Genomic DNA, 20,117 nt, shown 5'->3' with positions numbered 1-20,117 from the left:
CTCGGGACCGTGAGCGGCACGACGATCTCCTCGGGCGTCGGCGCGCTCGGACCCCTCACCTCGGATCCGGTTCTCGGTCACCGGATCACCCACGTGGAGCACCTCCCGGCGCGCGCGGCCCGCACGGCGACTCTGGAGCACCCGCTCCATCCCGACGTGGCGGGGCGGCTCGGAGCCCGTGGCGTGACGGAACTCTGGACACACCAGGTCGAGGCCGTCGACGGGCTCCGAGATGGACATCACGTCGTGGTCGCCACCGGCACGTCGTCGGGGAAGTCTCTGTGCTACCAGCTCCCGATCATCGAGTCGGTCGTGGCGGGAACGCGCGACACGGCGCTGCTGCTCTTCCCCACGAAGGCACTCGCCCAGGATCAGCTCCGTTCGCTGCGTTCCTGGCTCGTCCCGGGGCTCCGGGCCGTCACCTACGACGGTGACACCCCGCCCGAGGACCGGACGTGGGCACGCGGCAACGCCAACGTCGTTCTCACGAACCCCGACATGCTCCACGTCGGGATGCTGCCGTTCCACGAGAAGTGGGGAGACTTCTTCGCCCGGCTGCGGTGGGTCGTCGTCGACGAGTTGCACGCGCTGCGCGGGATCTTCGGCAGCCACGTGGCACATATCCTGCGCCGCCTCCGTCGCGTGTGCGCGCACTACGGGTCGAGCCCGTCGTTCTGCTTTTCCAGCGCCACGATCGGGAACCCCGCGGAGCTCGCGGCGTCGCTCAGCGGGCTCGACATCACCGCCGTCACCGCCGACGGGTCGCCGGCGGGCGACCGGTGGTTCGCCACCTGGCAGCGGCCACTCCTCGACGAGGATGAAGGCCCCGAGCGTGTCTCCGCGAACACCGAGACGGCCCTTCTCCTGGCCCGATTCGTGGCCGACGGGCGCCAGACCCTGGCTTTCACCCGCAGTCGCCGCGGCGCCGAGGTCGTGGCGCGCCTCGCCCGAAGCGAGCTCGAGACGCTCGACCCTCCGCGCGTCGACACGGTCGCCACCTACCGGGCGGGCTACCTGCCACGCGAGCGCCGCGAGCTCGAGCAGCAACTGTCCGACGGACGGCTCCTGGGTGTGGCGGCCACGAACGCCCTGGAGCTGGGCATCGACATCGGTGGCCTCGACGCCGTGGTCCTCAACGGGTTCCCGGGGACCCTGGCGTCGATGTGGCAGCAGGCCGGGCGGGCCGGGCGGTCGGGGCGTGACGCAGCGGCGGTGCTCGTGGCGGGCGACGACCAGCTCGACCAGTGGTACCTGCGCAACCCCGACGAGCTCTTCACGCGTCCGCTCGAGCGCGCCGTGGTGAACCCCGACAACCCGTACGTGCTCGGGCCCCAGGTGCGCTGCGCCGCCCACGAGATCCCGCTCACGCCTCACGACGAGGAGTACTTCGGCGACGGTCTCGATGAAGCCGTCCGCGCGCTGGTGCACGACGACCTGCTGAAACCCCGCGGGGGGAGGATGTTCTGGGCCGGCGGCCGGGCGCCAGCCCCTGACGTGGGGCTCCGGTCGGGTTCGGGCTCCGAGGTGCAGCTCGTCGACGCCGAGGGCGAGCTCGTCGGAACCGTCGACGCAGGGAGGGCGATGCGAAGCGCCCACGAGGGTGCCATCTACCTCCACCAGGGGCGTCAGTACCGCGTACGCGTCCTCGACCTCGACGGCGGCTCGGCGCATCTCGACAGCGCCGATGATGTCGACGAGTACACCCAGGTGCGCGTCGACACCGACATCGACGTGATCGAGGAACAGGCCCGCGCGCCGGCCGGGAGGGCCGAGGTCCACCGCGGACGCGTCGAGGTCACCAACACCGTCGTTGCCTACCAACGTCGTCGGTCGACCACCCGCGAGCTCATCGGAACGGTCCCGCTCGACCTCCCGCCCTTGACACTGCACACCACGGCCGTGTGGTACACGGTCGAGCTGCCCACGCTTCTCGACGCGGGTCTCGACCCGTCGCAGGTCCTCGGCAGCGTCCACGCCGCCGAGCACGCCATGATCGGCATGCTCCCGCGTTTCGCCATCTGCGACCGCTGGGACGTCGGTGGGGTCTCGATGGCCGAGCACCCAGCCACCGGAACACCCACGATCTTCATCTACGACGGCTACGACGGCGGTGCCGGGATCGCCGATCTGGCCTTCGCCGCATCCGAGCGCCACGTGGCCGACACGATCCGGCTGGTGAGCAACTGCGAGTGCACGGCCGGGTGCCCGTCGTGCGTCCAGTCGCCCAAGTGCGGGAACTGGAACGAGTACCTCGACAAGGACGGAGCGACGGTGCTCCTGACCGCCGCCGCCGGAGCCGACGGCTCCGCACCCGGCGACGCCACCACCCCCGGATAGGGTCGACGCCCATGGAGGTCACGACGTTTCTCATCGCCGACCACGCCGAAGCCGTCAAGGGCAAGCTCTACGTCACCGGCGGCGGCTGGGACGTGTTGACGTTCTCGAAGCTCCCCGCGCGACGTGCCCACGTGTCGCTCGCCGTCGTGCTGCGTGTCCCGTGGCACGAGACCGACATGAAACACGCACTGTCCATCGACCTGGTCGATGCCGACAACCACTCGCTCCTGAGCAAGGGGCCGGTGGGTGGGAGCTTCTCGGCGGGGCGCCCTCCCCACGCCCGCGTCGGCGACGACCAGCCCGGCCTGTTCGTCATGAACTTCGACAACGTGGGTTTCAAGGAGCCCGGCGACTACCGGTTCCTTCTCAGCGTGAACGACGAGCCCCTCGCCGACGCCCGGTTCAAGGTGGTCCTGAAGGAGCCGAGCGACGGCTGACGCCGAGGGAGTCGATCTCGGCGCTCGCCCGGGCCACGAGCACCCTCCCGGACGCACCGTCGAGCTCGACCTTCACCGTCACGGGCGAGGCGTCGCAGTCGCACGCCGTGAGGCGCGCTCCGTTGACCCGCGCGATGCGGTTCGCGGCCTGTAACGCGTCGATCGGGCCCTCGCCGAGAGCGAGGCTGTCGGCGGCGGCCAGCGCAGCGGCGTCGGCGGCGAGCTCGGCCCGGGCGTCGCCCACGACCGACGTCCCCATCCGGGCCACGGCGGCCACCAGGAGTCCGCCCAGCGCGACGATGAAGACAGTGACCACGAGGGCACCACCGTGCTCACCGTGTCGGCATCCTGCACGGGACGTCACCTCTCCACCCTCATCGTGGCCGACGCGTGCAGGACGGGGTCGGGGAAGAGCCGGCCCACGAGGGGCAGCGTCGTCGCCGACCGGTAGCGCACCTCGACCCGCAGAGGCTCGCCGACAGCGGGGCGGCGGCCCGTGTCGACCTGCGCGCCCGGGACCGTCCGGTGGACCGCCTCATGAGGGGCGCGGGGATCAGGGTCGACGCTCGCGGCCCGGGCACCTTCCCGGGCGGCGTGAACCACCGCCACCTGGTCGCGCACGACGAACGCCACCTGGAGGATCGCCATCACCGTGAACAGCACCAACGGGAGGACGAGCGCGAACTCGACGGTGGACTGACCGCGGCCGCCGCGCGTCCGACGGGACGCGCGGCGACCGACGATCCGGCGTTCGACCGGCACTACTTGGCGAGTTTGGTGACCTGGTCGAGGACGATGTCGAAGAGCTTGCCGATGGCGTCGCTCTTCGTCGCCCAGGTGAGCAGGAGCGCACCCAGGGCCGCGGCCCCCACGATCACCAGCGCGTACTCGGCGGTGGTCTGGCCCACCTCCCCGGTCGCCACCCGTCGGGCTGTGTCCCCCACCGTTGTGGTGACCCGGCCCGTGAAGCGCCGGACAGCACCCACGACACGTTCGAACATCTCGTCTCCTCCTGTTGCTGCGGTATCGGGGAGGTAGGGCCCGTCAGGTGCGGGCGAGCCCGGCAAGAAGCGCCGGGGCGACCGTGAGCAGCCCGAAGGCCGGCAGCACGAGGAACACCAGGGGGAAGAGGAGGCGAACGGGAAGGGCCCGGGCCCGTTGTTCGGCGCGGCGGCGCACATCGGCCCGGGCCTCGGCGCTGATGCGCCCGAGAGCGGGACCGACGGGCGAGCCCAGGCGGTCGGAGGCCACCATCGCGTCGGCGAAGGACCGCAGCGCCGGGATCCGGGTGGCCATGTCGTTGACGGCATCGGAGAACGTGGCTCCCATCTCCCACTGCCGGCCGACAGCCGCGAGTTCCGCCGCTATCCGGCTCGGGGACCACTCGGAGGCGACGCGGACCGCCTCGAACGGTGTGCATCCGGCGCCCACGGCCACCCCGACGAGATCGATCGCCACCGGGATCTCGGCCCGGAGCGTCGCCTCGTCGCGCTGTCGTCGGCGCCGACGGGCCACACCCGACGCCACCCGGCCCACGACCCCCAGCCGACCGCGCAACTCGCGCAGTACACGAAGACGTTGCTGCGGGCGGGCCCGGCGGCCGGTGCCAACCCCGCTCCGAGGCCTCGAAGAGAGGTCGCCGATCCGAACCGCGACCGGAGCGGATCGAGCGCGACAAGCGAGGGGGAGCGCGGCCAGCACACCGCATGCAACAGCGAGCACGCCGATAGCGACGGGCACGCTCACACCTCCACGCGCACGAGCCGGCGCATCCACAGCGCCGCCAGTGCCTCGAGAACGAGACCGCCGACGAGGCAGATCCGGCCGATCGCCGTACCGGTGAGGACGAGTACGGCCTGCGGGTCGACGAGCGCCGACATGACCAGGTAGCCCAGAGGTGCGACGCCGACGACGACCGCCGACAGCCGGGCCTGCGTCGCGAGCGATCGGGCCTCTGCCGTCACCGCGAGACGCTCACGGAGCGACGCGGCAAGGCCCTCCACGGCGTCGGCCGCCTGCCCGCCGAGCGTGGAGGCGACAGCGAGGGCTCCGGCGGTGGCCCGGACACCGTGGAGGTCGGACTCGTCGGTCCAGGCCGCCAGCGACTCGTGGAGAGCCTGACCGAGGTCGGTGCGGGCGCTCACCCGTGCCAGGTCGTCACCGAGCGGCCCGTCGGAGACAGCCAGCGCCACGACCGCGTCGACCACCGTTCCGCCGCCCCGGAGCTCCGCGGACACCTGCTCGAGGGCGTCGGGGAGTGCGGCCTCCGTGCGACGGTCCCGCCGGTGTCGTGCGATGTGGAGCGCGACGACCGCCGTGACGGGTACGGAGAGGGCCGCCGGCAGAGCGAGGGGCGGTGCCACGACCAACACGAGGATCGTGGCGGTGGCCGCCACGCCCGCGGTCAGCTCCACAGCGGCCTCGGGCTCGACGTCGACGGCGGCGGAACGGAGTGCTGCCGCGAGCCGGCGGCGCACCCTCTCGGGGACACGCCATCCACCTGTCGAGGTGAGCTCGTGGAGGCGGCGACGGCCCTGTTCCACGCGGGCGCGCCCAGCGAGCGCGAACGTGACCGTGAGGCCGACCGAGGCCGCCACCAGGGCCCTCACGCCGCAGACACCCCCGGCGCGGTCGTCGGGGCGGCGCGCCGCAGGGGCCGGGTGGGAGTGGCCACGGCACGAAGCTCCCCGCTGCGGGAGCGCTCGAAGAGGGGGGCGGTGACGACGCGCGCCCCTCTGCGACCGACCTCGGCGATCGACTCGATGCGCCGCCGCCCGTGGGTGCGCGACACCTGGACGACCGCGTCGAGCGACGATGCGAGCTGCGCCCGGAGAGCCGCGAGTGGGAGGCCGGCGTCGGCCATGAGTGCCAGGGTCTCCACGCGGGCCAGGGCATCGTCGGGTGACCCGGCGTGGACGGTCGACAGCGATCCGTCGTGACCGGTGTTGAGGGCCTGGAGCATGTCGAGGGCCTCACCGCCACGGACCTCGCCGACCACGATGCGGTCCGGTCTCATCCGCAGCGCCGCACGGACGAGGGTCCGGACCGATACACCACCGACACCTTCGGCGTTGCAGGGACGCGCTTCCAGCCGCACGACGTGGGGGTGCGCGAGCCTCAGCTCTGCAGTCTCCTCGATCGTGACGACGCGCTCCTCGGATCCGATGGAGGCCGCCAGCGCGTTGCACAGCGTGGTCTTGCCGGCACTGGTGCCGCCCGACACGAGGAGGTTCCACCCTCCGGCCACGCGCGAGGTGAGGAACACCTCGGCCGGGCCCGGGTCGAAGGCCGAGAGCGGAACGGGGCGGACCCGGAAGCGGCGGATGGTGACGCACGGCCCGTCGGGTGCGAGCGGCGGGATCACCGCGTGCAGGCGCGACCCGTCGGCCAGCCGGGCCTCGACGAGCGGCGACGAGCGGTCGAGGCGCAGGCCGAGCGGCGCCACGACCCTTTCGACGAGCCGCACGACCTCGGGCCCGTCGAGGTGGAGGTCGACGGGCTCGAGAGCACCATGCCGCTCGACGTAGGCCCCGCCACCCCCGAGGAGCATCACCTCGCTCACCTCGGGGTCGGCCAGCACGCCTTCCAGGGGACCGAGACCCACGATCTCGTCGAGGAGGTCGTCGAGGACACGTCGGGCACGCTCCGCGGGGAGCAGCGGCGCCACGTCGCGGAGGATGTCGCCGATCCGGTGTCGCAGCTCGTCGCCACGCGCCGGGCCCAGGGATTCGGCGTCCCGAAGCACCTGTGCGTGGACACGCCTCTTCACGTCGGCGTCGGTCGCCGTCACGCTGCCGGCGCCCGGTCTTCGTCGACACCCAGGACGCGGAGAACCTCGCGCACAGTGCGGCGGAGCACGTCGGGTGGCCGCGTGACGACCACGCCGGCGTCGACGGCACGGGCGATCGACGAGCGAACAGGGACCTTGACCGACGTACGGAGACCGAGAACGTCGAGAACCTGCGGTGCGGCGAGAGCGCGCCCCGGTTCGTCGACGAGCGCCACCACGTCGACACGTGCCACCGTCGGCATCGCGACGGCACGGCGAAGGGTGAGGTAGCAGGGACGCACGACGAGGACCGAGACGTCGGCCACCTCGAGAAGCGCGTCGGCCACGTCGGGATCGGTTCGGGCGAGGGTGCCGACGTCGGCGACGGTGGGCGACTCCCGGTCGCGCAGTGCCACCCCGAGCGCCGCGCCCGCCTCGGGAAGCGGTGGGCCGTCGGTGCCGAGGTCGCGTCCTCCGGTGGGGAGCAGCTCCAGCCCGGGTGCGACGTCGACCCCGAGCCGGGACAGCGCCTCCGACGGCGCCTCGGGGCCCGCCGCCAGCCAGTCGCGCAGCCCGATGTCGGGGTCGCGCGCCAGGCCGCAGATCGCGGGCTGGTCGCCCTGGAGGTCGGCGAGGGCGGCGCCCCCACGGCGTGACAGCACACCGGCGGTGGCTGCCGCGAGAACAGACGTTCCCGATCCACCCTTGGGTGACCAGAAAGCGATCAGCATCGTCCCTCCTCCTCGCTCGGCGGCACGGCCGCCGGTGTGCGGAACGCGGGCGCGACGCGGCCCGCGGGAGGAAGGACAGAGGGAAGTGTGAGGAACCTAGGAACCCGGCGCGCCGCCTGTCAAGGGGCGCGCCACCCGGGCTCCGGTCTTGCGGTGGATGTTCTAGGCGCTGCGGACCTTCTGCGCGATGGCCACGCCGAGGGCGACGACAACGATGAGCAGCAGGATCTTCTTCACGGTTCCTCCTCGATGGTTCGCCCCGGATGGTAGCCCCCGGGAGCGGCGGGGGGAAACGGCGAGCTCGATCGCCGAGCGGCCGATCTGTAGCCCTCCACGACTTGTTTGCCACGCACCCTCGGTGGGTATACAGGGGGAGGACACCGGACTGAGACTGAGAGGGAACCCATGGCAGAGTACGAACTTCCCGAGCTCCCCTACGACTACAGCGATCTCGAACCGCACTACTCCGCACGGATCCTGGAGCTGCACCACGGCAAGCACCACGCCGCCTATGTGAAGGGTGCGAACACGACCATGGCCGACCTGGCCTCCGCCCGTCAGCGCGACGACTACGGCTCCCTGAACCAGCTCGAGAAGAACCTGGCGTTCCACGTCTCGGGCCACGTCCTCCACACGCTGTTCTGGACGAACATGAGCCCCGACGGCGGCGGGAAGCCCGATGGCGACCTCGACGACGCCATCACCGAGTTCTTCGGGACCTACGAGGGATTCAGGACACAACTGACGGAGGCCGCCCTCGGCATCCAGGGCTCGGGGTGGGGTGCTCTCGCGTGGGAGCCCGTCGGGAAGCGTCTCGTCGTCGAGCAGATCCACGACCACCAGGGGAACATCGGGAACGGTACCCTCCCGCTGCTGGTGCTCGACATGTGGGAGCACGCCTACTACCTGCAGTACGAGAACGTGAAGGCCGACTGGGTCGAGTCGTTCTGGAAGATCGTCAACTGGCCCGACGTCGCCGAACGGTTCGAGCGCACACGGTCGCTCGACCTCATTTGAGGGGCCTGCTCAGGCCGCTCCGTCTTCGTTCAGGATCCAGACACCCGCGGCGATCCCGTCTCCGAGCTCCACCCGGCCGGCGTCGGGCGACCAGGCGACCAGTCTGCTCGTGTCGGTTGCCGCGTCGTACTCGACGAGGAGGAGGCGTCCACCCTCGGTGTTGAGGTCGACGAGGATCGACGCGGGCGGCGTTCCGGGGTCGAGCGAGCTGGTCGCCTCGGTCTCGGCGTCGGTGACCGACAGGAAGCCCGCCGAAATGTCGCAGTTCGAGTTCCTGGTCGTCACGACGTCGTCGCCCGCTGCGACCATGGGCCACTGCTCGCAGCCGTCATCGGCGGGGACGGCGGGAGTGGCATCGGCGAGTGATTCGGCTTCGAAGACGTCGAGGGCTGCCACGACGCGCTCCTGGCACCCCTCGCACGAGGGCTCCGCGACGAGGTCGATGAGAAGCGTCTGCCCGTTGGCGAGCCAGACCGGCTGGTAGACGGGCGTCCGGTCGGGATCGCGAAAGACGCGGTCGGGCTCGTCACCGAGGATGTCGCTGACGACGACCGCCGGTGCCTCGTCGCACGTGCCGTTGGTGATGTACACCAGGTAGCGACCGTCGGGCGACACGGCGGGGCCCAGGCCGTCGACGACGTCGCGTGGCGGGCTGCCGTCGAGCGGGACCCGGGTGATGCGCCCGTTCGTCGGCTCGTACGGTGAGCCTGCGGGGCACGGCTCGGCGCCCTCGTAGGGCCGCGCCACGTACACGGCACTGCCGCTGGGTGCCATCGCCAGCGTGGGCGGTGACCGGAAGCCGGCGAGGCCCTCCGCCCGACGGACCGGGACCGCGTCGGCAGGTGCCTCGAGGACCACCCGTCGGTTCGTGCCGTCCTCGCTCATCGTGACGACGTCACCGTTGTCGAGGAGCGCAACGATGCCATCGGTACTGCGCGTGATCGACTCGTTGAGGACTTCACGCGCCTCCTGGGCTGCGGTCGGCGGTGCGACCGTCTCGCCGCTGTCGCGGGTCACGAACAGGTAGGCGCCCACAGCGGCGGCCGCCGTGAGGACCACAACCGCGATGACGCGAACCGCGACCCGGGCCCGCCGCGCGCGGCGTGCCTGCCGCTCACGTTGCTCGATCTTCTTCTGCGCCTCGGCCTGCGCCTGGAGATTGGCCAGCTCCTCGGGCAGCCGGGGGATGTCGTCCGGCGACAGTGGCATTCGTGGAGTCCGCCCGTTGCTCGTGGGCCCCTGGGGTGGGGGCGACGCTCAGACCGCGAGCAGGTCGCGGGCGCCGGTGTCGGCCGACGGGTGGCGCAGCTTCGACATCGCCCGGGCCTCGATCTGGCGGATCCGCTCACGGGTGAGGTTGAAGTACTCCCCGACCTCCTCGAGAGTGCGCGGCTCCCCGCGGTCGAGCCCGAAGCGCAACGCCAGGATCTGACGCTCCCGCTCGTCGAGTGGGCCGAGCAGCTTGTCGATCTCCTCCGGGAGCAGGGCCGTGGCCGCCACCTCGAAGGGCGATTCCGCGGAGCGGTCCTCGACGATGTCGCCCAGCTCGGCGTCGCCGTCCTCACGCAGCGGCTCGCTGAGCGAGAGGGGCTCGGCCGCGAAGCGCAGCGCCTCGGTGACCTTGTCCTCGGGCATCTCGACCTCGGCGGCCAGCTCGGCCAGCTGCGCCGGGCGGCCCAGCTTCAGCTCGAGACGGCTGCGCGCCTTCTGGAGCCGGGCGAGCGTGTCGCCGGCGTGGACGGGCAGGCGGATCGTGCGGCCCGTGTTGGCGATACCGCGTGTGATGGCCTGACGGATCCACCACGTGGCGTAGGTCGAGAACTTGAAGCCCTTGCGCCAGTCGAACTTCTCGACCGCGTGCATGAGGCCCAGATTGCCCTCCTGGATGAGGTCGAGGAGCGGGAGGCCCGACGCCTGGTACTTCTTGGCGATCGAGACGACCAGGCGGAGGTTGGACTGCACGAAGGTCCGCTGGGCCGTCTCGCCCTGCCGGCCGGTGCGGCGGAGTTCCCGCTTCTTGGCCGGCGTGAGATTCTTCGGCGGGTCCTCCAGGATCTCGCGCGCCTCGTTGCCGGCCTCGATCTGCTGCGCGAGCCGGACCTCGTCGTCCTTGGTGAGCAGCGGGTACTGCCCGATGTCGGTGAGGTAGAGCCGAACGAGGTCTTCCTCGTCCCTCTCGACACGTTCCTTCGCCACAGATGCCTCTCGTTTCCTGTCGTTTTGTGCAGTTCTGCCCGGGGCGCTCTCGCGAGAGACGGGGACCCTCCGGGTGGGGTGCGAACACCGTTACAACGCTCGACCGGGTCCCAGTGTTCCCTGTGGCAGGCTCACCTGCTCCTGTGGGGATGGGTGTGGACGCTCAGGTCGTACGTACACAATACCGGTGGCGTCAAGACCCGACCGCGGGAGTTTGCGGCGATCCCCGGGTTAGCAGGGGTTTACGTCCTGGTCGACCCCGGCGAGGCCTGCCACCAGGACCCGGCGCACCGGGGCGTCGGCCACCGGGCCGGTGCCGGCCAGGATCGACTCGTAGGCGGCCCGGATCAGCGGCCGGAGAGCCCGGCGCGCCTCGGCGACGCGGGACTCCGCCCCGGTGCCGGCCACGGCCGACGCAACGGCGGCGGCGTCGTGCTCGTGGCAGCGGGTGCGGTCGTCGGCGGTCAGCCCCTCGATGAAGGGGATCACGACGGCGAGGGCCTCGGCCCTCTCGCCGGCGTGGCGCGACTCCACCGACGCCGCAAGCTTCGAGCGTGCGTCTGTCGTGGCCGTGACCGCCCCACCCAGGGCGCGGAAGAGCTCGAGTTCGAGCCAGCGGAGGTGGCCCAGCTGTGCGGCCACGTCGTGGATGGTCAACGACACGCCTGTCGATGGCACGGCGGCCTCGCCGATGCTCATCCCGGCCACCGGTTCGTGATCGGCGGTCGCCGGTCCTTGCCGAACGCCTTGCGTGAAACACGCACACCCGGCGGTGCCTGACGTCGCTTGTACTCGTTGCGGTCGACCAGACCGGCCACACGGCGGACCGTCGAGCTGTCGAAGCCCTCGGCCACGAGCTCACCCACCGAGCGGTCGAGCTCCACGTAGGCCTCGAGAATCGGGTCGAGCTCGCCGTAGTCGGGAAGCGAGTCGGAGTCGCGCTGGTCGGGCCGGAGCTCGGCACTCGGGGGCTTGTCGAGCACCTCCTCGGGAACGAGCGCGTGCCCCTCCCGCGTGTTGCGGTCGCGGCACAGCGCGTAGACGAGCGTCTTCGGGACATCCTTGATGACGGCGAAGCCACCCGCCATGTCGCCGTAGAGCGTGGAGTAGCCCGTCGCGAGCTCGCTCTTGTTGCCGGTCGTGAGGACCATGGCGCCGAACTTGTTCGACATCGTCATCAGGACCGTCCCCCGGATTCGGGCCTGGAGGTTCTCCTCAGCGAGGCCCGGCTCCGTTCCCGAGAAGACGTCGGCGAGCATCTCCTCGAAGGCGCCGTGCGCGGGCTCGATGCCGACGGTGTGTGAGCGGATCCCCAGATTCGCCACCAGGGCCTCCGCGTCAGCGACGCTGCCCTCGCTCGAGAAGCGCGACGGCATGAGGACGCCTGTGACGCACTCGGCCCCGAGAGCGTCGGCGGCGATGACCGCCACGAGCGACGAGTCGATCCCCCCCGACAGGCCGATGAGCACCTCGCGGAATCCGTTCTTGGACACGTAGTCACGCGTTCCGAGAACGAGCGCTTCATAGACCTCCCGTACGGGCGGATGGACGTTCTCGACACGCGGCGTCATCGTCCCGGGGAACAGCCGCGCCTCGGACACACGGATCTCCGACAGGCGAGACCCCGAGCCCGGTCGGGGACGTGGGGGGATCTCGATGTCGGTCACGAGGAGGTCCTCGTCGAACTGACGGGCGCGACCGACCACGTCGCCCGACTCGTGGACCACGAGTGATGCACCGTCGAAGACCAGCTCGTCCTGGCCGCCGACGAGGTTGACGTACACGATCGGGACACCGGCCTCGCGTGCACGCTCGGCCAGCATGAGCTCTCTCTCGGGGAGACGCCCGGCGTAGTACGGCGACGCATTGACGTTCACCAGGAGCCGCGCGCCGCCCTCCACCTGCCGTCGGGTCGGCCCGACCGGGTCCCAGATGTCCTCACAGACGCTGACGCCGACGGGAACGTCGCCGACGACGAACAGCGGCCCTGCATCTTCGGCTGGTGTGAAGTAGCGCTGCTCGTCGAACACGGCGTAGTTGGGCAGGCGGTTCTTCCGGTAGACGCCCTTCACCCGGCCCTCGGAGCACACGGCCACGGCGTTCGCCAGGCGACCGGGGTCACCCCCGGTATCCCGCTCGGGGAACCCGACGAGCGCTGCGGTGCGGCCCGTGCGCGCCGCCAGCTTGGTGAGGGCTTCGGCGGCCTGATCGACGAAGGCCGGCCGCAGGAGAAGATCCTCGGGCGGATAGCCGGTGAGGGCCAACTCCGGGAACGCCACGAGATCGGCGCCTTCGTCCTCGGCGGCCTCGTAGGCCGACAGGACCCGCGACGCGTTGCCCTCGAGGTCGCCCACGACCACGTCGATCTGGGCGGCAGCCACCCGCAGCGTCGTCATGGCTCCAGAATACGGCCAAGCCGGCCGGTCCCCCCCCGGCATGGCGGTGTGGACGACACGCTCGGTGTGGTGGTTGACACTCCACGACACGGCGTCGGACACTGCGGCTCCCATGGACACTGCTGCGATGATCACCAGCGAGGCGGTCACGCGTTCACTGGCCCGTGCAGCGGACCCGGCAACGTCACGCGACGTGCTCACCCGGCTCGCGGACGAGCACCCCGAGCTCGTCGACGAGCTCGTCGACGACTCGCTCGTACGCGACGCCGTCATCGCCCTGGCGTCGGCCTCACGCTCCCTGACCACAGCGTTTCTCCACGATCCGTCCCTCCTCGAGCCACTCAGAGACCACTCGGGCTTCGCCATCGAGATCGACGACGCCGTGTTCGGGCGGTCGTGGGACGTTGCACACCGGGAGTTCGACGGGACCGACAGCCTCGCCCTGCGGTGGTGGAAGTCCCGTGAGCTGCTCCGCGTCGCCGCACGCGATCTCCTGGGCGTGGCCGACATGGACTCGGTCGCACGTGAGCTCGCCCGCGTTGCCGCCACGTGCCTGGAGGCCGCGCACGCCATCGCACGCGACGAACTCGGCGACACGGTCGACGATGTACGCATGGCCGTGATCGGGATGGGGAAGCTCGGCGGGCGCGAGCTGAACTACGCCAGTGATGTCGACGTCCTGTTCGTGCACGACGGGCCCACCGAGACGGCGCAACGTCTCGCCCGGGGTGTGCTCGACGTCATGACCGAGCCCGACAACGGGTCGATCGTGTTCCGCACCGACGCCGACCTCCGGCCCGAGGGGCGGTCCGGCCCACTGTCGCGGAGCCTCGAGTCGTACGAGACGTGGTACGAGCGGTGGGCACAGGCCTGGGAGTTCCAGGCGCTGTTGAAGGCGAGACCGGTCGCCGGCGACACCGAGCTCGGACGGTCCTTCTTCGACACGACCCGTCGTTTCGTCTATCCCGACGTTCTCGACGCCGGGGCGATCCGCGAGATCCGGGCCATGAAGGCGCGCGCCGAGGAGGAGCTGCGCCGCAAGGGCCTCACCGACCGGGAGTTGAAGCGTGGCCGGGGAGGGATCCGCGACGTCGAGTTCTCGGTGCAACTACTCCAGCTCGTGCACGGGCGCCACGACCCGGAGGTCCGGTCGCCGACGACGCTCGTCGCGCTGGAGTCACTCGCGGAGGGCGGCTACATCGAGGAGGCGGACACGCGTCGCCTGTCGGGCGCCTACCGCCACCTCCGGACAGTCGAGCACCGCCTCCAGCTGCGCGACGAGCACCAGACACACACGCTTCCCGACGACGCCGGTGACATGGAGCGCCTCGCCCGGGTCCTCGGCTACCGCGACGACGCACGGGCCACAGCGGCGGAACAGTTCCGCCAGGCCCACACGAACCATCAGGCCACGGTGCGGGCCATCCACGAACGCCTCTACTTCGAGCCGCTGCTCGACGCGCTCGCCGGCCACGGCGCTCTCGGCAGTGAGGCCGCCGAGGAGCGCCTGGCGGCGATCGGGTTCACGGATGTCGCCCGCACCCGGGCCGCCCTGCGCGAGCTGACGGCGGGCCTCACCCGCAAGTCTCGTCTCATGAAACAACTCCTGCCGCTGCTCCTGGAATGGTGCTCGGTCACACCCGATCCCGACCTGGCGCTGCTCCAGCTCCGCCGGCTCGCCGAGGGGCCCACGCGCTCGATGGCGCTGGCCGAGACGTTCCGCGACACGCCGTTCGTGGCCGAGCGGGTGTGCCGTATCCTCGGATCGAGCCGGACGACGGGCGACGCACTCCTGCGCTCCCCCGACTTCCTCGACCTCCTCGCCGACGACGACCGGATCGCACTCGAACGTCCGCGCGACGACGTACTCGACGAGGCGCTCGAGATGCTCCAGTGGCGCGACGACGCGGACGCGCGCCGCGATGGCCTCCGGCGCTTCACGCGCCGCGAGCACCTCCGCATCGCCGCCCGCGACCTCCTCGACTACGGAGGCATCGAGAGCACGGGTGGTGAGCTCTCGAACGTGGCCGATGCCGCCGTGGAGGCGGCGCTGCGCTGCATCGACCCCCAGGTTCCGTTCGCGGTGATCGGCATGGGCCGCTACGGAGGGAGTGGTCTGTCGTACGCGTCGGACCTCGACGTGCTCTTCGTCTACGACGGGGACGGGCCTGCCGACTTCGACGAGGCCGAGCGGACGGCGACGTCGCTGATCCGTGAGCTCGCGACGATCACCACCGAGGGGCGCGCCTTCGAGATCGACGCCGACCTGCGACCCGAGGGGAAGCAGGGCCCGCTGACCCGGTCACTGTCGAGCTTCGAGCGCTACTACCGCGAGTTCGCGCTGACGTGGGAGTTCCAGGCCCTCACGCGTGCGCGGCCCGTCGCCGGCGACGCCGAACTCCGTGCGCGTTTCTCCGAACTGATCACGCCCTTCGTGTACCGCGAGGACTTCTCCGACGAGCAGGTCCGGGAGATCCGGCGGATGAAGGTCCGCGTCGAGCAGGAGCGGATTCCCCCGGGGGAGGACCCGGAGTTCCACCTCAAGCTCGGCAAGGGCTCACTGTCCGACGTGGAGTGGACGGTGCAGCTGCTCCAGCTCCTGCACGGTGCTGTCGACCCCTCGTTGCAGGTTCCGTCCACGGTGGGGGCATTGCTGGCGCTGCGCGACAGCGGCCTTCTGGAGGAGGGCGACGCTGAGGCACTCGAGGCCTCGTACCGCTTCTGTGAGCGTGCCCGCAACGCCCGCTTTCTCCTGACAGGAGCCCCCGGGGACTCGCTTGCCCACCGACGCCGCCGTGGCCGAGCGCCTGGGGGCGTCTCCTGGACTACGACCACCGTCCCCAGACGACCCTGCGCGAGGACTACCGCCGCCTCACCCGACGCGCCCGCGCCGTGACCGACCGCCTCTTCTACGGCCACACCGACGATGTGGATTGACGCCACGTCGAACGGGCACCCTGGCCTTCGACCGGAACGCGGAGCTTCACTGTCGGGAAGTAGGGGCTTCTGGAGGACCTCCAGAAGCGTCCGGCCACACCCCACGGAGTTCAGCTTCTCCTGGTCGCGCTCGAGGTTCCGCTCGGAGGGCGCAGCAAGCAGATAGCCGACGAGTGCGGGGACCGCACCCGCCAGGTAGAGCCACGGCTGCCCGGACACGAAAGCCGAAGAGAGGGATCGCGACGAAAAACGCGATCGTGACGGCGCGCAGGTCGCGAAGTGGATTGGATCCCGGACGGGACCGTGACTGCTTCCGGTACCACTCCCACGGCGCGAAGATCTGAGTCATCAGGCCTCCGACATCCCAGCCCGGGTCGTCACCGTTGAACTGTTCGGGCATCGCGAGTCGACGCTCGATCCGCACAGCCCCGGACGCGACGGTGCGCCGGCTCGAGGACCGGGGCATCAGCGCTTCGGCCCGTGACGGGCGTCTGAGACCCTAGATGTCGTAGTACATGTAGAACTCCCACGGGTGCGGGCGGAGGCGCAGGGCGTCCACCTCGTTCTCCCGCTTGTAGGAGATCCACGTGTCGATGACGTCGGGCGTGAACACCCCACCGGCGAGCAGGTACTCGTGGTCGGCCTCGAGCGCGTCGAGGGCGTCCTCCAGCGACGCCGGGACCTGCGGGACCTGCGCCAGCTCCTCGGGCGGCAGGTCGTAGAGGTCACGGTCGACGGGGGTAGGCGGCTCGATGCGGTTCTGGATCCCGTCGATACCGGCCATCAACATCGCCGAGAACGCCAGGTACGGGTTGCACGACGGGTCGGGCACCCGGAACTCGAGACGCTTCGCCTTCGGGCTCTTGGAGTAGAGCGGGATGCGTACGCACGCCGAGCGGTTCCGCTGCGAGTAGACGAGGTTCACCGGCGCCTCGTAGCCCGGCACGAGTCGCTTGAACGAGTTCGTGGTCGGGTTCGTGAACGCGATGAGCGACGACGCGTGCTTCAGCAGTCCGCCGATGTACCAGCGGGCGTTGTCGGAGAGGCCGGCGTAGCCCGACTCGTCGAAGAACGTGGGCTCGCCGCCCTTCCACAGCGACTGGTGCACGTGCATGCCCGAGCCGTTGTCCTGGAAGACGGGCTTGGGCATGAAGGTGACCGTGTAGCCGCGCTCGGCCGCCACGTTCTTGACCGTGTACTTGTAGAGCATGAGCTTGTCGGCCATGCGCAGCATCTCGTCGAAGCGCATGTCGATCTCGGCCTGGCCGGCGGTGCCCACCTCGTGGTGCTGCACCTCGATCTCGACGCCGAGCGCCTCGAGCTGCTTCACCATCTCGGCGCGCAGGTCCTGGAACTTGTCCATGGGAGGGACCGGGAAGTAGCCCTCCTTGTAGCGGGGCTTGTAGCCCTTGTTCGGAGAGCCGTCGAGCTCGCGCTCACGTCCCGAGTTCCACACGCCCTCCACGGAGTCGACCTCGTAGAAGCCCTCGTGCTGGTTCTGGTCGAAGCGCACGGCGTCGAAGATGTAGAACTCGGCCTCGGGACCGAAGTACGCGGTGTCGGCGATGCCCGTTCCCTTGAGGTAGTCCTCCGCCTTCTTGGCGACGTAGCGCGGGTCGCGCGAGTACGCCTCGCCGGTGACCGGATCGCGCACGAAGCAGTTGATGTTGAGCGTGGGGTGCTCGCGGAACGGATCGATGACCGCGGTGTTGGGGTCGGGCATGAGCAGCATGTCCGACTCCTGGATCTCCTGGAAGCCGCGAATGGACGATCCGTCGAATCCGAGTCCGTCCTCGAAGACGTCCTCGCTCATCTCGTGGGCCGGAACGGAGAAATGCTGCATGAGACCCGGGAGGTCGCAGAAGCGGTAGTCGATGACTTCGATGCCTTCGTCGGCGACGAGCTTGACGACGTCGCCGGGTGTGCGCTGCTCCACCGTTGTTCCTCCGTGGTGTGGTGCCTTCGATTCACGGCCTGCAAAGACGAGGCCGCCTGCATCCTCGCAGCGCAACGGACACAGGCCCGTATCCCGATGATGAACACAGTGTTAACACGGGCCCTGAGGCGGCCCTCTGGGCTGCCTCCGAGGGGTCCAACTGCCAGACTTGAGGGCCATGGACCGCCAGACCGAGTACGTGCTGCGCAGCGTCGAGGAGCGGGGAGTCCGGTTCATCCGGCTCTGGTTCAGCGACGTCCTGGGCTTCCTGAAGTCGTTCTCCATCACGCCCGCCGAGCTGGAGGTGGCCCTCGAGGAGGGGATGACCTTCGACGGGTCGGCCATCGAGGGATACAGCCGGGTCCAGGAAGCCGACATGCTCGCCCGGCCCGACCCCAACACGTTCGAGATCATCCCGTGGCGCGGCGACGACGCACCGGTCGCCCGGATGTTCTGCGACATCCACCATTTCTCCGGCGAGCCGTTCGACGGCGACCCGCGACACGTCCTGAAGCGCAACCTCGACAAGGCGCGGGAGAAGGGCTTCACGTTCTTCGCGGGGCCCGAGATGGAGTACTTCTATTTCGAGTCGGCAGAGGGTGAGCCGAAGCCGCTCGACAACTCGGGGTACTTCGACCTCACGCCATCGGAGCAGACGGCGGAGCTGCGCGGCGAGACGATCCTCACGCTCGAGGCGATGGGCATTCCCGTGGAGTACAGCCACCACGAGAACGGACCGTCGCAACAGGAGATCGACCTCCGCTACACCGACGCCCTGTCGATGGCCGACAACGTCCAGACGTTCCGCCTCGTCGTGAAACAGGTCGCCGAGCGGCTCGGTGCGCACGCCACGTTCATGCCCAAGCCCATCGGGGGGATCTGGGGCTCGGGAATGCACACGCACCTGTCGCTCTTCGAGGGCGACGTCAACGCCTTCCACGATCCCGGCGACCCGCACGGCCTCTCCACGGTCGCCAAGGGCTTCATCGCCGGTCTGCTGGCGCACGCCCGCGAGATCACCGCCGTCACGAACCAGTGGGTCAACTCCTACAAGCGGCTCGTGGAGGGCTACGAGGCGCCGGTTCACGTGGGGTGGGCACGCAACAACCGCTCGGCGCTCGTACGTGTCCCGGTCGCCAAGAAGGGAAAGGAGAGCTCCACTCGCATCGAGTTCCGCTCCCCCGACCCGGCCTGCAACCCGTACCTGGCGTTCAGCGTGATGCTGGCCGCCGGGCTCCGGGGGATCAACGAGGGCTACGAGCTTCCCCCCGAGGCCGCCAACAACATCTGGGAGATGACCCCCGAGGAGCGGCACGTCGAGGGGATCGGGTCGCTGCCCGAGTCGCTCGCCGAGGCCGTCGAGGTCATGGAGAGCTCGGAGCTCGTCGCCGAGGCTCTCGGTGAGCACGTGTTCGACTTCTTCATCCGCAACAAGCGCGAGGAGTGGGCCGACTTCAAGTCGTACGTGTCGCCCTACGAGCTCGACCGCTACCTGGGCACTCTCTGATGGCATCCGCAGGATCCGCCGAGCGCCCGTCGGCACCGCTGCTCGTGTTCCCCGACCCGGCACCGGCGCTGCTGGCCCAGACGCTGGATCTGTCGCGTTACAGCTGGAAGGCCGTCGGCAACGCGTCGATCGCCACACAGGACGAGCCCGACGGCGGCTGGGGTGGCGCGCTGGTGGTCGCCGACGAGGACCCCGAGGGTGCCTTCGGGATCTGCCGGGCGCTGCGCAAGCGCGACGTCGCCCTGGAGCCGATCCTGCTCCTCGTGTCGGGCACGCAGCTCGACGAGCTGGAGCTGCGCGAAGACCTCTTCGACGACTTCTGCCTCACGCCGTTCCATCCCCAGGAGCTCGAGGCCCGCCTCCGGCACCTCGTGTGGCATGCGGGGCACGGCACGAACCCGGCGCTCGTGGAGTACGGCGACCTCACGCTCAACATCGAGACCTACCAGGCGTCGGTCGCCGACCGGCCGCTCGACCTCACCTACATGGAGTACGAGCTTCTCAAGTTCTTCGTGACACACGCCAACAAGGTCTGCTCGCGGGAGCAGCTCCTGTCCCGGGTGTGGGGTTACGAGTACTACGGCGGCGCACGCACGGTCGACGTGCACGTGCGGCGGCTGCGGGCGAAGCTCGGCGAGTCACACGCCGGGCTGATCCACACCGTGCGCTCCGTGGGCTACCGCTTCGGAAGCGGCAACTAGCTGATCTCGGCCTTCTCCGTGTCTTCGACGAGGAACCAGCCGAGGAGCGCGCTCCAGATGGCACCGCCGATGAAGATGGCGATGGGCGCCACGATCACCATGCCGATCACGATGAGGATCCCTCCGGGCATGACGCCGATCCTACTTTGATGC

General features: G+C 70.1%; 19 protein-coding genes. 6 read left to right on the top strand and 13 right to left on the bottom strand.

All coding sequences use genetic code 11. The annotated features are described in order from the left end of the window. Positions 1 to 9 precede the first annotated feature (9 nt). Complete coding sequence (locus tag R3A49_13135; GenBank protein MEZ5171669.1) at positions 10 to 2,337, top strand: DEAD/DEAH box helicase; 2,328 nt, start codon at positions 10 to 12, stop codon at positions 2,335 to 2,337. Positions 2,338 to 2,348: 11 nt separating this feature from the next. After that, positions 2,349 to 2,774 carry a hypothetical protein gene (locus tag R3A49_13130; protein ID MEZ5171668.1) on the top strand — a complete coding sequence of 142 codons (426 nt, stop codon included), beginning with the start codon at positions 2,349 to 2,351 and terminating at the stop codon, positions 2,772 to 2,774. Here the strand turns inward: R3A49_13130 and R3A49_13125 are convergent. The 7 genes from R3A49_13125 to R3A49_13095 form a co-directional block, all read right to left on the bottom strand. After that, a complete protein-coding gene (locus R3A49_13125; protein ID MEZ5171667.1) occupies positions 2,740 to 3,138 on the bottom strand; it encodes a TadE-like protein in 399 nt (132 codons plus the stop codon). The genes R3A49_13130 and R3A49_13125 overlap by 35 nt on opposite strands. Further along, the gene (locus R3A49_13120; protein MEZ5171666.1) at positions 3,135 to 3,536 is read right to left on the bottom strand and encodes a pilus assembly protein; all 402 of its coding nucleotides are present in this window, start codon (positions 3,534 to 3,536) and stop codon (positions 3,135 to 3,137) included. Before R3A49_13120 ends, R3A49_13125 begins: the two co-directional genes overlap by 4 nt. Further along, positions 3,536 to 3,775 (bottom strand): DUF4244 domain-containing protein, encoded by a 240-nt coding sequence (locus R3A49_13115; GenBank protein MEZ5171665.1) that lies wholly within the window; start codon positions 3,773 to 3,775, stop codon positions 3,536 to 3,538. The genes R3A49_13120 and R3A49_13115 overlap by 1 nt, the downstream gene beginning before the upstream one ends. Positions 3,776 to 3,818: 43 nt before the next feature. Beyond that, positions 3,819 to 4,331, bottom strand: a complete 513-nt coding sequence (locus R3A49_13110) for a type II secretion system F family protein (protein ID MEZ5171664.1) — start codon at positions 4,329 to 4,331, stop codon at positions 3,819 to 3,821. 185 nt (positions 4,332 to 4,516) lie between these two features. Further along, positions 4,517 to 5,383: a type II secretion system F family protein gene (locus R3A49_13105; GenBank protein MEZ5171663.1), complete on the bottom strand. Its 867-nt coding sequence runs from the start codon at positions 5,381 to 5,383 to the stop codon at positions 4,517 to 4,519. Next, on the bottom strand, positions 5,380 to 6,564 hold the full coding sequence (locus R3A49_13100; protein MEZ5171662.1) for an ATPase, T2SS/T4P/T4SS family: 1,185 nt from the start codon (positions 6,562 to 6,564) through the stop codon (positions 5,380 to 5,382). Before R3A49_13100 ends, R3A49_13105 begins: the two co-directional genes overlap by 4 nt. Further along, positions 6,561 to 7,274 carry a hypothetical protein gene (locus tag R3A49_13095; protein ID MEZ5171661.1) on the bottom strand — a complete coding sequence of 238 codons (714 nt, stop codon included), beginning with the start codon at positions 7,272 to 7,274 and terminating at the stop codon, positions 6,561 to 6,563. Before R3A49_13095 ends, R3A49_13100 begins: the two co-directional genes overlap by 4 nt. A gap of 405 nt (positions 7,275 to 7,679) precedes the next feature. On the opposite strand from R3A49_13095, the gene R3A49_13090 reads away from it, so the two are divergent. Next, positions 7,680 to 8,291 carry a superoxide dismutase gene (locus R3A49_13090; GenBank protein MEZ5171660.1) on the top strand — a complete coding sequence of 204 codons (612 nt, stop codon included), beginning with the start codon at positions 7,680 to 7,682 and terminating at the stop codon, positions 8,289 to 8,291. Between the two features lie 9 nt (positions 8,292 to 8,300). On the opposite strand, the gene R3A49_13085 is transcribed toward R3A49_13090, so the two are convergent. The 4 genes from R3A49_13085 to R3A49_13070 all read right to left on the bottom strand — a co-directional run bounded on the left by R3A49_13085 (position 8,301) and on the right by R3A49_13070 (position 12,883). Further along, positions 8,301 to 9,500 carry a hypothetical protein gene (locus tag R3A49_13085; protein ID MEZ5171659.1) on the bottom strand — a complete coding sequence of 400 codons (1,200 nt, stop codon included), beginning with the start codon at positions 9,498 to 9,500 and terminating at the stop codon, positions 8,301 to 8,303. A 48-nt stretch (positions 9,501 to 9,548) separates the two neighbouring features. Then, a complete protein-coding gene (locus R3A49_13080; protein MEZ5171658.1) occupies positions 9,549 to 10,487 on the bottom strand; it encodes a sigma-70 family RNA polymerase sigma factor in 939 nt (312 codons plus the stop codon). 231 nt (positions 10,488 to 10,718) lie between these two features. Next, positions 10,719 to 11,186 carry a hypothetical protein gene (locus R3A49_13075; protein ID MEZ5171657.1) on the bottom strand — a complete coding sequence of 156 codons (468 nt, stop codon included), beginning with the start codon at positions 11,184 to 11,186 and terminating at the stop codon, positions 10,719 to 10,721. After that, a complete protein-coding gene (locus R3A49_13070; GenBank protein ID MEZ5171656.1) occupies positions 11,183 to 12,883 on the bottom strand; it encodes an NAD+ synthase in 1,701 nt (566 codons plus the stop codon). Before R3A49_13070 ends, R3A49_13075 begins: the two co-directional genes overlap by 4 nt. Positions 12,884 to 12,995: 112 nt before the next feature. Here R3A49_13070 and R3A49_13065 point away from each other — a divergent pair, with 112 nt between their 5' ends. Further along, entirely contained in the window at positions 12,996 to 15,779 is a 2,784-nt protein-coding gene (locus tag R3A49_13065) for a bifunctional [glutamine synthetase] adenylyltransferase/[glutamine synthetase]-adenylyl-L-tyrosine phosphorylase (protein MEZ5171655.1), read from the top strand. Between the two features lie 540 nt (positions 15,780 to 16,319). Here R3A49_13065 and glnA read toward each other — a convergent pair. Beyond that, on the bottom strand, positions 16,320 to 17,756 hold the full coding sequence (gene glnA, locus R3A49_13060; protein MEZ5171654.1) for a type I glutamate--ammonia ligase: 1,437 nt from the start codon (positions 17,754 to 17,756) through the stop codon (positions 16,320 to 16,322). A 178-nt stretch (positions 17,757 to 17,934) separates the two neighbouring features. Between glnA and R3A49_13055 the strand changes: the two genes are divergently transcribed. Continuing rightward, positions 17,935 to 19,263 (top strand): glutamine synthetase family protein, encoded by a 1,329-nt coding sequence (locus R3A49_13055; GenBank protein MEZ5171653.1) that lies wholly within the window; start codon positions 17,935 to 17,937, stop codon positions 19,261 to 19,263. Continuing rightward, the gene (locus R3A49_13050) at positions 19,263 to 19,964 is read left to right on the top strand and encodes a response regulator transcription factor (protein ID MEZ5171652.1); all 702 of its coding nucleotides are present in this window, start codon (positions 19,263 to 19,265) and stop codon (positions 19,962 to 19,964) included. The genes R3A49_13055 and R3A49_13050 overlap by 1 nt, the downstream gene beginning before the upstream one ends. On the opposite strand, the gene R3A49_13045 is transcribed toward R3A49_13050, so the two are convergent. After that, a complete protein-coding gene (locus R3A49_13045) occupies positions 19,961 to 20,095 on the bottom strand; it encodes a hypothetical protein (GenBank protein ID MEZ5171651.1) in 135 nt (44 codons plus the stop codon). The two genes, R3A49_13050 and R3A49_13045, sit on opposite strands and share 4 nt — an antisense overlap. Between the last annotated feature and the right edge of the window lie 22 nt (positions 20,096 to 20,117).

It is taken from the genome of Acidimicrobiia bacterium, assembly GCA_041394025.1.
Classification (GTDB): Bacteria; Actinomycetota; Acidimicrobiia; order IMCC26256; family JAOSJL01; genus JAOSJL01.
The sequence above is the reverse complement of the archived record's forward strand: the minus strand, read 5'-3'. Positions and strand labels throughout refer to the sequence as shown.

Bases quoted from the DNA above. Each gene is read 5' to 3' on its own strand.
- R3A49_13055 (MEZ5171653.1), top strand. From the start codon at position 17,935: ATGGACCGCCAGACCGAGTACGTGCTGCGCAGCGTCGAGGAGCGGGGA.
- R3A49_13045 (MEZ5171651.1), bottom strand. From the start codon at position 20,095: ATGCCCGGAGGGATCCTCATCGTGATCGGCATGGTGATCGTGGCGCCC.
- R3A49_13075 (MEZ5171657.1), bottom strand. From the start codon at position 11,186: ATGAGCATCGGCGAGGCCGCCGTGCCATCGACAGGCGTGTCGTTGACC.
- R3A49_13095 (MEZ5171661.1), bottom strand. From the start codon at position 7,274: ATGCTGATCGCTTTCTGGTCACCCAAGGGTGGATCGGGAACGTCTGTT.
- R3A49_13070 (MEZ5171656.1), bottom strand. From the start codon at position 12,883: ATGACGACGCTGCGGGTGGCTGCCGCCCAGATCGACGTGGTCGTGGGC.
- R3A49_13115 (MEZ5171665.1), bottom strand. From the start codon at position 3,775: ATGTTCGAACGTGTCGTGGGTGCTGTCCGGCGCTTCACGGGCCGGGTC.
- R3A49_13085 (MEZ5171659.1), bottom strand. From the start codon at position 9,500: ATGCCACTGTCGCCGGACGACATCCCCCGGCTGCCCGAGGAGCTGGCC.
- R3A49_13050 (MEZ5171652.1), top strand. From the start codon at position 19,263: ATGGCATCCGCAGGATCCGCCGAGCGCCCGTCGGCACCGCTGCTCGTG.
- R3A49_13065 (MEZ5171655.1), top strand. From the start codon at position 12,996: ATGGACACTGCTGCGATGATCACCAGCGAGGCGGTCACGCGTTCACTG.
- R3A49_13130 (MEZ5171668.1), top strand. From the start codon at position 2,349: ATGGAGGTCACGACGTTTCTCATCGCCGACCACGCCGAAGCCGTCAAG.
- R3A49_13090 (MEZ5171660.1), top strand. From the start codon at position 7,680: ATGGCAGAGTACGAACTTCCCGAGCTCCCCTACGACTACAGCGATCTC.